This window comes from Rhodococcus sp. SB1D, assembly GCF_048573875.1.
GTDB classification, from domain to species: Bacteria; Actinomycetota; Actinomycetes; order Mycobacteriales; family Mycobacteriaceae; genus Rhodococcus_F; species Rhodococcus_F qingshengii.
This window is the reverse complement of record NZ_JBMAIQ010000022.1, coordinates 23046-35240: the sequence shown is the minus strand read 5'-3', so window position 1 is coordinate 35240 and position 12195 is coordinate 23046. Positions and strand designations below refer to the sequence as shown.

The window sequence follows — 12195 nt, the reverse complement described above, 5'->3', positions numbered from 1 at the left end:
TCAGACTCGGAAAGTACAGTGGTAATGCCCGAGCTACCACCGCGTACCTTCATGCGCGGGCGCGCCACACCTCAAGCCCACACACCGAAAGAGCCCAATCGATGCCAAGCGGTTCCGATAGTCGCGGTCCCAACAAGAACTCCGGGGCCAAATCAGCCAAGGCCATCAAGGCCGCCAACAAGAACAGTCGGCCGGCCAAGAAGGGCAAGGGCGGCGTCCCCGCTCCCCGCCAGATCCCCTGGCTGTCGATCGGCGCCGGTGTGGCTGTGCTCGCACTCATCGCCGTGCTCGGTATCAATCTGTGGCCCAAGGTCGAGGAGCGGCAGGCCCTCGAGCCGTACAAGTACAGCTCGGAGAACAAGGATCCGTCGGACAAGATCGACGGCGTCCTCAAGATCGAGTACCCGGCCGGCCAGCACGTCGATTCCACTCAGCGCGTGGCGTACGACCAGACCCCGCCGTTCGGTGGCCCACACGACGCCACCTGGGCTAACTGCACCGGAACCGTGTACGCCGACCCGATTCGCACCGAGAACGCCGTCCACTCGCTCGAGCACGGCGCCATCTGGATCACGTACAACCCCGATCTCGTCGACCAGGACCAGATCGACAGTCTCGCCGGACGCGTGAACGGCAAGTCCTACATGCTGATGTCGCCGTACCCCGGTCAGAGCAGCCCCATTTCTCTGCAGTCGTGGGGCCATCGCCTCGAGATCGACAAGGCCGACGACGATCGCATCGATCAGTTCATCACTGCGCTGAACCAGAACCCGAACGTCTACCCCGAGGTCGGCGCGAGCTGCACCAACCCGCTGTTCACTCCGTCGACGTCGCCGTTCGATCCGACACCTCCGGGCGCCGACGCCATCCAGATGGACGGCACGGGCGCTACCCCGGCCACCGACGAACAGATTCCCGCCGGTGGATAGTTCGACGAACACCGATCAGTCTTCGAAGCCGAGTCAGCGCACCGCACTGCTGATCATCGGTCTGATCGGCGCGATCGCCGTCGGTTTTGCGCTCGGCGCACTGACCAACCTCCTCGGACCCGATGCGAAGTCGTCACTGACCGTTCCGGCTTCGGATTCGGTGGACGTGGGCTTCGCGCAGGACATGAGCGTGCATCACAGCCAGGCCGTCGACATGGCGTCCATCGCCCTGACGAAGTCCACGGACAACGACGTACGCACGCTCGCGTTCGACATCTTGACCACGCAGCAGAACCAGCTCGGTCAGATGCAGGCGTGGCTGACCATGTGGGATCAGCCGCTGTCCAAGGTGGGCCCGTACATGGAGTGGATGTCGTCGGATTCGGGCTCCGGCCATGGATCGCACGGGACTTCGGCCACGATGGACATGAGTCATTCCGGGCCGGTCGACACGATGCCCGGCATGGCGTCCCCCGAGGACCTTGCGGCTCTCCGCGCAGCGGAAGGTCTGCAACTCGACACCTTGTTCCTGCAGCTGATGCTTCGTCACCACGAAGGTGGGCTTCCGATGATGGAGTACGCAGCAGCCGACGCCACCGAGGGGCCGGTGCGCAGCCTGGCGCAGACGATGGTCAACACGCAGCAGAGCGAGTCCAAGCTGATGACCGACATGTTGGCAGCTCGCGGCGCAGTGCCACTGCCCATGAACTGAGCAGAACTGAACTGAGCCGAAACTGTTCAGACCCAACTGGGCCTGGTCCTGAATTTCAGGACCAGGTCCAGTTTTCTACTTCCGGCATGTCTTCGAGGTGCTCGACGATGTAACGCGAGTGCTTTTCGAGCTGTGTGCGGCAGAACTCCGCCAACTCGGACGCCCCGGCCGGCCGACGCTTGGAGCGTCGTAGCGCCTCGATCACCAGGTGGTAGCGGCTCATCTTGTTGAGGACAACCATGTCGAACGGTGTTGTGGTTGTTCCCTGTTCACTGAATCCGCGAACGTGGAAGCGCTCGGGACTCGGACGCCCGTGAATCAGTTCGTGCACGGCACGCGAGTATCCGTGGAATGCGAACACGACGTCGGTCTGCGCGGTGAACAGATCGAGGAAGACCCGCTCCCCGAATCCGTGGGGATGCTCGGTTGGCGTCAGCAAGGCCATCAGATCGACGACGTTGACGACGCGGGTGATCAGTTCGGGTGTGTGATCGCGCAGCAACTGTGCAGCAGCCAGGATCTCCTGCGTCGGCACATCTCCCGCGGCGGCCAGGACCACGTCCGGTTCCTGTCCGCGAGCCTCGGTTCCGGCCCATTCCCAGACCGAAGCGCCCGCCGCGCAGTGCTCGTGCGCTTGCTCGAGCGTGAGGTACTGCAGGTGTGGTTGCTTGTCCACGACTATCAGGTTGACGTGGTCGGTGCTACGCAGGCAGTGATCCGAGATCGAGAGCAAGGTGTTGGAATCCGGCGGCAACCACACGCGGATCACACTGGGGGCCAGGGGAATAACGGCGTCGATCATGCCGGGGCCCTGATGACTGAATCCGTTGTGATCGTTGCGCCAGCACGTACTGGTCAGCAGCACGTTGAGCGAAGCAACAGACGCCCGCCACGGCAGGTCGACGGCATGTTGGAGCCACTTGGCGTGCTGGATGAGCATCGACACGCTCACCATCGCAAATGCTTCGTAGCTCGCGAACATCCCGTGTCGGCCCGACAGCAGATAGCCCTCGAGCCATCCCTCGCAGAGGTGCTCGCTGAGGACCTCCATGACACGACCGTCCGCGGACAGCCCGTCGTCGTAGTCGGTGATCGGCAGTTGCCAGCAGCGATCGGTTGTCTCGAATACGGCGCCGAGGCGATTGCTCGACGTCTCGTCCGGACAGAAGAGTCGGAAGATCCCGCCGCTGTCCTCGGTTTCCGTGGCGGCGTAGATGTCGCGCAGAAGCTCGCCGAGCACTCGCGTCGTCTCGTGGAAGGTCGAACCCGGGGATTGGATGGGAAGCGCGTACTTTTCGAGCGGCGGCATCGGGAGATCGACGCGAAGTCGTCCACCGTTCGCGTAGGGAGTGCTCCCCATGCGCTTGTCCCCCGTCGGCGACAGCGCCGCCAGTTCCGCGACGAGTGATCCGTTGGCGTCGAACAACTCGTCCGGACGGTACGACCGCATCCACTCTTCGAGTTGCCGCAGATGTGATTCGTTGCTTCGCACGCCGGACAACGGCACCTGGTGCGCACGATGTGTGCCCTCGACCAAGATTCCGTCGACGGTGTGTGGACCGGTCCATCCTTTCGGCGTCCGCAACACGATTGCCGGCCACGAACCCGTCCACTCCTCTCCGCGGCGTGCGGCACCCTGCATCTCGCGGATCTTCTCGTGCGCCTGCGAGATCGCTTGATACAGCTGAGGAAACACCGCGTCGGGGTCGTCACCGGAGACGACGATCGGCGCCCACCCCTGTCCACCAAGATAGGCCTGGATGTCTTCGTCGCTGCTGCGTCCGTAGACCGTCGGCCCGGCGATCTTGGCACCGTTCACGTGCAGGATCGGCAGCACCGCGCCGTCGCGTCGTGGATTCAGGAACGCCGGGAGCTTCCACGAACCGGACAACGGCCCGGTCTCCGCTTCGCCGTCGCCGATCACACAGGCCACCACGAGGTTCGGATGATCGAAGGCAGCGCCGGCCGCATGGGCAAGGGCGTAGCCGAGCTCGCCGCCTTCGTGGATGCTTCCGGGTGTCTGCACACTCACATGGCTGGGCACTCCGCCGGGAGCGGAGAATCGCCGACACATCCGGTGGATGCCCTCGGCGTCGTCCGAGACTTCCGGATAGATCTCCGAGTACGTTCCCTCGAGATACGTCGACGCGACCAGCGCCGGACCGCCGTGCCCGGGACCGGTCACGTAAAGCCAGTCTGCGCCGGTGGCGACGATGTGCCGATTGAGGAGCGTGTAGATCATCGACAAGCCGGGGCTGGTCCCCCAGTGCCCGAGCAGTCGGGGCTTGATGTGCTCGGCACGCAACGGTTCCCGCAGAAGCGTGTTGTCCTTCAGATAGATCTGCGCGACGGTCAGATAGTTGGCCGCTGCCCACCACTTCAGGTCGAGCGCGAGCTGGTCTTCGGAATAGTGGTGATCGGTCATCAACGACTCCCGTACCTCACGAGGGTGCCCGAGCAGTCCGCCCGAGCCTGTGCTCAGAGCCGAGCCTAGGCGTAAAAAGCATCCGAGTCAGTCGGTACAGATGATTCGACGACCATGGTCCCCGGCCGCATCCTCGACTACCTCCCGCGACGACGCCATGCCGAGGCGGGTGCCGGTTTGGTCTTGTCCCCCCGTGATGCGCTACGCTAACGCAGCCCAATCGGCACACCGAGTATTCGGTGCGCCCCCGTAGCTCAGGGGATAGAGCGTTCGCCTCCGGAGCGAAAGGTCGCAGGTTCGAATCCTGCCGGGGGCACCACGAAGACGCAGGTCAGCGATTGATCGTCGACCTCTTCACGGTGCCACACCAAAATATTCAGGGCAATCTACCCGACTACTGTCGATCTCATGCCTCGCATCGATCCTGCTCCCACGTACACGATGCGTCAGCTGGCCGCGTTTGTCGCGGTAGCCGAGACCGGAACGATCAGTGCCGCGGCCGAGCGCCTGCACCTCTCTCCTTCCGCCCTGTCCGCGGCGCTCACCGAACTCGAACGCGCGCTCAAAGTTCAACTGTGCGTTCGCCGTCGCTCATTCGGCATTCAACTCACCCGCACCGGTGAAGCGGTTCTGGTGCGCGCCCGGGCGCTACTTCAGCAAGCCGGGGAACTCGAATCCGATGCGCTCGGAACCGGCGGAAGCGTGTCGGGGCCCATAGCGATCGGCTGTTATCCCGCTCTGGGGCCGACGGTGTTGCCGTCGATGATCGCCGGGTTCACCCGTGAGAATCCTGACGCGCAGGTGGAGTTCCGCGAGGACACTCAGAATCGGCTCCAGACACATCTCGAGAACGGCGAGTTGGACCTCGCGATCGCTTACGACCTGGACCTGTCTCCACAATTGCGCACAGTTCCGTTGGCCATCCGCGAACCCTTGATCGTCCTGGGTGCAGAACACCCACTCGCGCGGTCCGAGCGACCGATCCATCTTCCGGACCTCGCGGAACACCCGATGGTTCTCCTCGACGCGCCGCCGAGCACCAAACACGCGCTCGACGTCTGTCGCGCAGGCGGATTCGCCCCGAAGGTTGCCTACAGAACTGCGAACTTCGAGACGGCGAGGGCATTTGTCGGCCGTGGCCTCGGCTGGACGCTGCTACTCCAGCGGCCCAAGATCGACGTCACGTACGAGGGGCTCGAGGTGGTCGTCAAGACCATCGCTTCCCCCGCCGTGCCGTCGGTGCACGTAGTTCTCGCTTGGCACCAGAACACTCGCCTCAGCCGCGTCGCACGCGCTTTCATAGAATTCGTTTCACCCTCAGAACCTGCCCAATAGTCCCGCTACCAGGCAGCGGAGCTGGTTCCACGTATTTTCCGTGCAAGAACCTCCAATTCTTTCGCTTTTCAATTGTTGTGGCGCACGTCATTGTTTCTTCAAGCCACATTCATCTCGAAAGGCACTTCATGACCTCCATCGCCTCACCGACCGCAACGCGCGCCGCCGCGACGGTCAAGGCGCGTAAGGCCGCCCTCGGCAGCTTTGTCGGCACCGCCATCGAGTGGTACGACTTCTTCATCTACGGCACCGCCGCCGCACTCGTGCTCGGCAAGCAGTTCTTCCCCGGCACGTCCGATCTGGCCGGCACCCTCGCCGCCTTCGCCACCCTCGCCGTCGGATTCGTCGCGCGTCCCATCGGCGGAATCGTGATGGGCCACTTCGGCGACCGCATCGGACGCAAATCCATGTTGGTCACCTCGTTGATGCTGATGGGCTGCGCCACCGTTGCCATCGGGCTGCTACCCAACTACGCCGCTATCGGCGTCTTTGCCCCCATACTCCTGGTGACCTTGCGATTCGTTCAGGGACTCGGTGTCGGCGGCGAGTGGGGCGGCGCAGTTCTGGTCGCCACCGAAAACGCACCCGAGGGCAGGAAGGGGCTGTACGGCAGCGCACCACAAATCGGTGTTCCCGCAGGCGTACTGGTGGCCAATCTCGTCTATCTCCCCCTCGCCGCCTTCATGGACGACGATGCATTCAACTCCTGGGGATGGCGAATCCCGTTCCTGCTCAGCGCAGTTCTGGTGGGCGTTGCGATGTGGATCCGTCTCGGCCTCGAGGAAAGTGACGAGTTCACCGCGTCGAAGTCCGAGGCACCGGCGGAGTCCATGCCGATTCTCGAGGTTCTCACCAGACACTGGAAGACTGTGCTCCTCGCCGGTGGAACCTTCATCGCCACCAACGGAATCGCGTACGCGTACATGGTTTACGTCCTCAAGTACGGCGAGACCGAACTCGGCTTCAGCAAGACCACGATGCTCTTTCTTCTCATCGCATCCTGCCCGTTCTGGATGGCGGGAATGGCTTTCAGCGCTCACAAGTCGGACACTCTCGGACGCCGGACCGTCTACATCCGCAGTTCGATCACCCTGGTAGTGGCGGCAGCGGTGTTCTTTCCGCTGATCGACACAGCGATCGTTCCGGTGATGCTCGTATCGATGATCGCCCTCGGCTTCACGCTCGGCTGCTGCGCCGGCCCACAAGCGGCACTGTTCGCCGAATTGTTTCCCGCACACATCCGCTACAGCGGAGCGTCACTCGGCTACCAGATCGGCGCAATCCTCGGCGGCGGTCTGGCCCCGATGATCGCCACCGCGCTCTACGCCGCCTTCGACACCTCGTTCGCCATCACCGCCTACTTCGTGATCATTGCCGTGATCAGCCTGGTTTCCATCCTGCTGCTCCCGGAACCTCAATTGATCCCGAAAAACACTGCCGCACAGAAAGCCTCGTGACCATGTCGACCTACTTTCATCCGAAGAAGTACGCACCCGAGGACTTCGCCTCCCTGGCGCCTTCGGCCGACGCACTTCCCGTCGTGATCGTCGGAGCCGGCCCCGTCGGCATGGGCGTAGCCATGGGCTTGGCGCAGCGCGGCATTGCCGTCACGATTCTCGAAGCGGCCGATCAGGTCTCGTTCGGCAGTCGCGCGATCTGCGTGTCACGCCACAGCCTCGAAGTTGCCGAACGCCTCGGCTTCGGTGCCGAGCTCGAAGACCTCGTTCTGCCGTGGGTGGGTGGTCGGAGTTACTACCGCGATCAGGAAGTACTGCAGTTCCGCATGGCATCCGCCGAGCACGACGCGCGTGGACCCATGGTCAACGTCTCGCAATCCGAGTTCGAGCAGATCATGACCGACAAGCTGCTCGCTCACCCACTGGTGAACTTCCACTGGTCGTCGTCGATCGCCGGCATCTCCGTCGGTGACAACGAGGTGACTCTGACCGTCGACACCGCGTTCGGAACCCGCGAACTGCGCGCGGCGTGGGTCGTTGCCGCCGATGGTGGACGCAGCAAGATGCGCGAACTCAGCGGAATCCGCTTGCAGGGCAACAGCTACGAGGGCAACTACGTCATTGCCGACATTCATTGGGAATCGGAACTCCCGGCCGAGCGTCTGGTGTGGTTCGACGCACCCAGCAACCCGGGGTCCACGATCATCATGCATCGCCAACCACGGGACATCTGGCGCATCGACTACCAGCTCGACGCCTCGGACGATCCGGAAGCGGAGACGCAAGAAGATCGCATCCGTGACCGCATCACGCGTCACCTCGAATGGCTCCAGAGCGACATCCCCTGGACCCTGGAATGGTTCGGCTTCTACCGCGCCCACGCACTCGCTCTGGAAGATTTCACTCACGGCCGTGTGCTTTTTGCCGGCGACGCCGCGCATCTCGTTCCGATCTTCGGTGTTCGCGGCCTGAACTCGGGCATGGAAGACGCCGAGACCTTGGTGTGGCAACTAGCCGCCGTCATCAACGGAGCTGCCGATTCCACCATCCTCGACGCGTATTCGAAGGAACGTCGCAGCGCGTGGCAGCAGAACGTCGACAACGCAGGCAAGTCGACGCTCATCATGTCGCCGGGAAGTCACGGCTACCGGACCACCCGCGATGCCGTACTCGAACTCGCCACCAAGCGAAGCGAATTCGCGCACCTCATCAACCCGCGCCAGTCGAGTGCGACGCACGCCCGGCTCTCCCCGCTGACGTGGCCGACAGCTGCGGGCGCCGAGGGCGTACTACCCGGCGATCCGTTGGAAGACAGGGTCGTCCAGGTCTCGGCGGACGGTTCATCTACCTCCTTGAACAGTCTGCGCGGTACTGGATTCGGCCTGCTGGCTTTCGGACTGTCAGCTGAGCTGGTATCCGAACTCGACACGCAAGCCGAAATCCTTGCTCAGGCCCTTGCACCGGAAACCGTACGCGTGATCACCGTGGGAACTACCGACTCCACGGTTCCCGATGCCGAAGGCAATCTCGCATCTGCCCTCGGCGCTCGTGTCGGCGAAATCTTCGTGATTCGGCCCGACGGATTGGTGCTGTGCCGCATCAGCGATCCCACGCAATTGAACGACGTGGCCAAACACCTCACCGCCGGCACTGCGCCGACGCACTTCGATACGGCACAGTCGGCGACAACTGCGGTGGTCGACGACGAGGGCCATCGCGAACACGTCTGGTTGGCACTGTCGAATGCACTGGATCAGGCTGATCCGTCCGACCGCGAAGCCATGTTGGCGCGCCTTGCCTTGATTCTCGGTTCGCAAGCTACGTCGACGAGCTTCGACGTAGCACTGAAAGACGCTGCCCTGAAATCTGCCACCCGATAGTTCAGACACAGCAACTCGGCCGCGCAGGATTGTCTCCTACGCGGCCGAGCGCATTCGCGGATGAAGCAAGTATTCAGTTGACCTCGGCCAATTCCTTTTCTTCCTCAGCGCGCCTTTCACGCACGGATCTTCCCCGCTGCGACCTTCCACGTAACAGCGGCGAGACGGTGATCGCCAAGCCCACCAGCGCGACTCCGGTAACCAGGATCAGTCCGGGATGGAACTGCTCGAATCCGGCGGTACCGGCGCCGGACGCGGTGTGCGATCCAGCGGTCACGAGGGCAGTGGTCAGAGCGAGCACGAGCGCCGCACCGACCTGAGCGGAGGTGTTCACCAGCCCGGACGCCAAACCCTGCTCCGAGTCGTCGACACCCGAGGTGGCCTGGGCCATGATCGAGGTGTACCCCAGCGCGAATCCGAGTCCGAGCAGGATGACGCTCGGCAGAATCGCCACGACGTACGACGGTGAATCGCTGCCCGCGAAGAGGAACCAGAGGTACCCGACGCTGAGCGAGGTCAGTGCCGCGATGATGAGCTTGGCACTGCCGTACAGGTCGACCAGCCGTCCGACGAACGGCGATCCGAATGCGACGATGATGCCCGCGGGCAGCAGTGCCATCGCCATCTTCAGGGGCGACCAGCCGAGGGCCGACTGCAGGAAGATCGTCATCATGAACTGGAAGCTCAGGTAGGAACCGAAGAGCGCGATGATGGCCAGATTTGCACGAACGATGGTGCCGACGCGCAGAAGCCCAAGTCGCACAAGCGGATGCGCCACCTTCTTCTCCACGAAGAAGAACGTCGCCAGAAGCACGGCTGCGACAGCGAACGAACCCAGCGTCATCGGGTGTGCCCATCCACGGGTCGGAGCCGAAACCATCGTGTACACCGTGAGAAGCATTCCCGTCACCAGGGTGACGGCGCCGACGAGGTCGTGTCCCCCGGTATCTGCGGGACGGTCCCGCGGAATGAGGAAGTACCCACCGATCAGCGCGATGACGGCAAACGGAACCGGCATCAGGAACGTGAATCGCCAACCGGCACTGGTCAACAGCCCACCGAGGATCAGACCGGACGAGTAACCACTGGCGCCGAACACGGAGAACACCGACAGCGCACGGTTACGGGCCGGACCTTCCTTGAACGTCGTGGTGAGAATGGACATTGCGGTCGGAGCGGTGAAGGCCGCAGCCAATCCCTTCACGAATCGTGATGCGATCAGCAGTGTTCCGTTGTCGACAAGGCCACCGACCAGCGAGGCGATTGCGAACACGGTCAGTGCGATCAGGAAGACCTTCCTGCGCCCGAGAAGATCGGCGGTACGTCCACCGAGTAGCAACAGGCCGCCGAATCCGAGGACGTAGCCGTTGATGATCCACTGCAGCGAGGTAGTGGACAGGCCCAGTTCATTGCCGATGGACGGAAGCGCGACGCCCACCATCGACACATCGAGACCGTCGAGGAACAACACGAGGCAGAGCACCGCGAGGATGCCCCACAGCTTGAGGGACCAGCCCTCCCCTGTGGCCGGAACCGAGGATTCCGTAGAAACCGGGGCGTCCGGCGAATCGAATGGTTTGAGTGTCGAGTCTGTGCAAGTCACGTGAGCGAGAATAGATGCACATGCACATAATGCACAAGCATTTAATGCAATTGCACGTAATCGAGTCTTCAACTAGAATGCGGTCGTGACGTCGGAATCCGAATTGCGCAACACCTGGCGCTCGCTGTCGACCAGCTACAACGACATCGCGTGCGAACTCGATCGCCAGATGCAGTCGGCGCATGGGCTGAGCATGAGCGACTTCGAGGCTCTCGACCGACTCATGGACGCCACGTGCGAACGTCCACGCATGCAGGAGCTTGCCTCGGAGATGTACCTGAGTCCCAGCGCGCTCTCCCGTAGCGTGGCCCGTCTCGAGAAGGCCGGACTGGTTCAGCGAGCACTGTGCGAGGCCGACCGGCGCGGAGTCTTCGTCGACGTCACCGACAAAGGACGTCAGGTACACGCGGACGCCAGCAAAATTCAACTGGCCGTACTGGATTCACGCCTGCGCGAGCAGTAGCCACACGTCAGCGGAGCACAACACAGCGCCCGGCCACCGGGTGAGGGCCGTTCCGGACTAGACTGAGCACATACCGACGCGCCTTTCTGTTGCCGTCGGCGATCGACAGCAGCGCAGCCAGCACGCTTTCACGCGGTCCTGGCCGAGGCAATCTGCCAGCGTTCCTGCGGCTTCTGCTAGTCCCTCAGGCTCCTGCCTGACATCTCTACCTGCTCCTATCGAGAGATACACAATTGAACAACGCACGCACCCTTGGAGTCATCGGACAGTCGAGCAAACCGGCAGAACGCCGGTTGCCGATCCATCCTGCGCATTTCGATCGCATCGATGCCGAACTACGTTCTCGGATCTACCTCGAAGAAGGCTACGGTCACCCCTTCGGCTACTCCGACGACTACCTCTCGCGCCTCGTTGCCGGAATCCGCACGCGCAAGCAGATTTTGGCGGAAACCGATGTGGTTCTGCTACCGAAGCCGTTGGTGCGTGACCTCGCCGAGCTACGATCAGGTCAGGTTCTCTGGGGCTGGCCGCACTGTGTCCAGGACACCGAACTGACACAGATCGCGATCGACAAGAAACTGACTCTCATCGCCTTCGAGGCCATGAACTTCTGGCACAGCGACGGATCGTTCAATCTGCATGTGTTCCACAAGAACAACGAGCTCGCCGGTTATTGCTCGGTACTGCACGCCCTGCAGTTGATCGGTTCCACCGGTGACTACGGCCGGCGTCTCACCGCTGCCGTGATCGGTTTCGGAGCCACTGCACGCGGCGCGGTCACAGCACTCAAGGCGCACGGTATCCACGAAGTGGACGTCCTCACCCAGCGTGGAGTCACCGCCGTCAGCTCCCCCATCCACTCGGCGCGCATGGTCTCGTTCGACAACAACAACGGTGACGTCCGTGGCAGCCACGTCATGCTCGACAACCACAGCGTGCCGGTGCCCGGTTTCTTGGCCGAGCACGACATCGTCGTCAACTGCGTACTGCAGAACACGGACGCCCCACTGACGTTCCTGACCGAGGAAGACCTCATGGACTTCCAACCCGGCAGCCTCATCGTGGACGTATCGTGCGACGAAGGCATGGGCTTCAGTTGGGCTCGCCCCACCTCGTTTGCCGAGCCGACCTTCATCGTCGGTGACAACATCACCTACTACGGTGTCGACCACAGTCCGTCATACCTGTGGAACTCCGCGTCGTGGGAGATCAGCGAATCACTTCTTCCCTACCTGCCCACTGTGATGGCAGGAGAGACGGCCTGGAAGGCAGACGAGACCGTCGACCGCGCCATCGAAATCCGTGACGGCGTCATCGTGAATCCCGCCATTACGCGTTTCCAGCACCGCTCGTCGGACTACCCGCACGCTGTCATCGCGGAGTAGGCGCCC

The 12195-nt window shown here is 62.7% G+C and carries 9 protein-coding genes and 1 tRNA gene; 8 read left to right on the top strand and 2 right to left on the bottom strand.

Features of this window, described 5'->3' with window-relative positions:
• The first annotated feature begins 101 nt into the window (after positions 1–101).
• Positions 102–929: a DUF3105 domain-containing protein gene (locus ACN50D_RS30050; RefSeq protein WP_003941378.1), complete on the top strand. Its 828-nt coding sequence runs from the start codon at positions 102–104 to the stop codon at positions 927–929.
• Positions 922–1641 carry a DUF305 domain-containing protein gene (locus tag ACN50D_RS30045; RefSeq protein WP_030537330.1) on the top strand — a complete coding sequence of 240 codons (720 nt, stop codon included), beginning with the start codon at positions 922–924 and terminating at the stop codon, positions 1639–1641. The genes ACN50D_RS30050 and ACN50D_RS30045 overlap by 8 nt, the downstream gene beginning before the upstream one ends.
• 55 nt (positions 1642–1696) lie before the next feature.
• Here the strand turns inward: ACN50D_RS30045 and ACN50D_RS30040 are convergent, their stop codons facing one another.
• Positions 1697–4066, bottom strand: a complete 2370-nt coding sequence (locus ACN50D_RS30040) for a phosphoketolase (RefSeq protein ID WP_030537329.1) — start codon at positions 4064–4066, stop codon at positions 1697–1699.
• A gap of 243 nt (positions 4067–4309) precedes the next feature.
• On the opposite strand from ACN50D_RS30040, the gene ACN50D_RS30035 reads away from it, so the two are divergent.
• The 4 genes from ACN50D_RS30035 (at position 4310) to ACN50D_RS30020 (ending at position 8738) form a co-directional block, all read left to right on the top strand.
• Positions 4310–4385, top strand: a tRNA-Arg gene (locus ACN50D_RS30035).
• 89 nt (positions 4386–4474) lie between these two features.
• On the top strand, positions 4475–5401 hold the full coding sequence (locus tag ACN50D_RS30030; protein ID WP_042445544.1) for a LysR substrate-binding domain-containing protein: 927 nt from the start codon (positions 4475–4477) through the stop codon (positions 5399–5401).
• Positions 5402–5529: 128 nt separating this feature from the next.
• Complete coding sequence (locus ACN50D_RS30025) at positions 5530–6858, top strand: MFS transporter (RefSeq protein WP_007726181.1); 1329 nt, start codon at positions 5530–5532, stop codon at positions 6856–6858.
• A 2-nt stretch (positions 6859–6860) separates the two neighbouring features.
• Positions 6861–8738, top strand: a complete 1878-nt coding sequence (locus tag ACN50D_RS30020) for an FAD-dependent monooxygenase (protein WP_065456556.1) — start codon at positions 6861–6863, stop codon at positions 8736–8738.
• A gap of 73 nt (positions 8739–8811) precedes the next feature.
• On the opposite strand, the gene ACN50D_RS30015 is transcribed toward ACN50D_RS30020, so the two are convergent.
• Positions 8812–10341, bottom strand: coding sequence for an MFS transporter (locus tag ACN50D_RS30015; RefSeq protein ID WP_212634098.1), 1530 nt, complete (start codon positions 10339–10341; stop codon positions 8812–8814).
• An 85-nt stretch (positions 10342–10426) separates the two neighbouring features.
• Here ACN50D_RS30015 and ACN50D_RS30010 point away from each other — a divergent pair, with 85 nt between their 5' ends.
• Together ACN50D_RS30010 and ACN50D_RS30005 are read left to right on the top strand one after the other, a co-directional pair.
• Positions 10427–10804 (top strand): MarR family winged helix-turn-helix transcriptional regulator, encoded by a 378-nt coding sequence (locus ACN50D_RS30010; RefSeq protein ID WP_003941367.1) that lies wholly within the window; start codon positions 10427–10429, stop codon positions 10802–10804.
• A gap of 233 nt (positions 10805–11037) precedes the next feature.
• A complete protein-coding gene (locus ACN50D_RS30005; protein WP_030537325.1) occupies positions 11038–12189 on the top strand; it encodes a N(5)-(carboxyethyl)ornithine synthase in 1152 nt (383 codons plus the stop codon).
• Positions 12190–12195 lie beyond the last annotated feature (6 nt).

What these genes read in the sequence shown, in the direction of transcription:
- ACN50D_RS30050 (WP_003941378.1), top strand. Translation starts at nt 102, where the DNA reads ATGCCAAGCGGTTCCGATAGTCGCGGTCCCAACAAGAACTCCGGGGCC.
- ACN50D_RS30040 (WP_030537329.1), bottom strand. Translation starts at nt 4,066, where the DNA reads ATGACCGATCACCACTATTCCGAAGACCAGCTCGCGCTCGACCTGAAG.
- ACN50D_RS30030 (WP_042445544.1), top strand. Translation starts at nt 4,475, where the DNA reads ATGCCTCGCATCGATCCTGCTCCCACGTACACGATGCGTCAGCTGGCC.
- ACN50D_RS30025 (WP_007726181.1), top strand. Translation starts at nt 5,530, where the DNA reads ATGACCTCCATCGCCTCACCGACCGCAACGCGCGCCGCCGCGACGGTC.
- ACN50D_RS30020 (WP_065456556.1), top strand. Translation starts at nt 6,861, where the DNA reads ATGTCGACCTACTTTCATCCGAAGAAGTACGCACCCGAGGACTTCGCC.